At 45.9% G+C, this 259-nt stretch carries 1 protein-coding gene; it reads left to right on the top strand.

Annotated elements, in window-relative coordinates; translation table 11 throughout:
- Nucleotides 1–135 precede the first annotated feature (135 nt).
- Nucleotides 136–259: hypothetical protein (locus tag MN204_RS21710; protein WP_368858698.1), on the top strand; the 124-nt coding region annotated here is incomplete at its 3' end.

Here is a 259-nt window from a genome sequence, read left to right as displayed (position 1 = left end):
GTCGTTCGTCAGAAGAATCGTGTCACCGTCACATCAGCCGGTCGTCAATTCTACAACCACGCCAAGCAACTCGTGAATAACTACGAACAAGCCGTTCAGTTGGCCTAAGCAATCGGTTCAACTGATAAGCAGACCTTGTCGATTGGTTTCACCACTTATTACGAAACGCAGCTCATGTCACCGTTGTTGCATCAGTTTATGGCGGAACACCCTGAAATTGATATCACAATTTCACAAGATAATGTCCGCGATAATACCC

It is taken from the genome of Oceanobacillus saliphilus (assembly GCF_023522835.1).
GTDB classification, from domain to species: Bacteria; Bacillota; Bacilli; order Bacillales; family Amphibacillaceae; genus Oceanobacillus; species Oceanobacillus saliphilus.
This window is presented reverse-complemented; position numbering and strand designations above follow the sequence as displayed.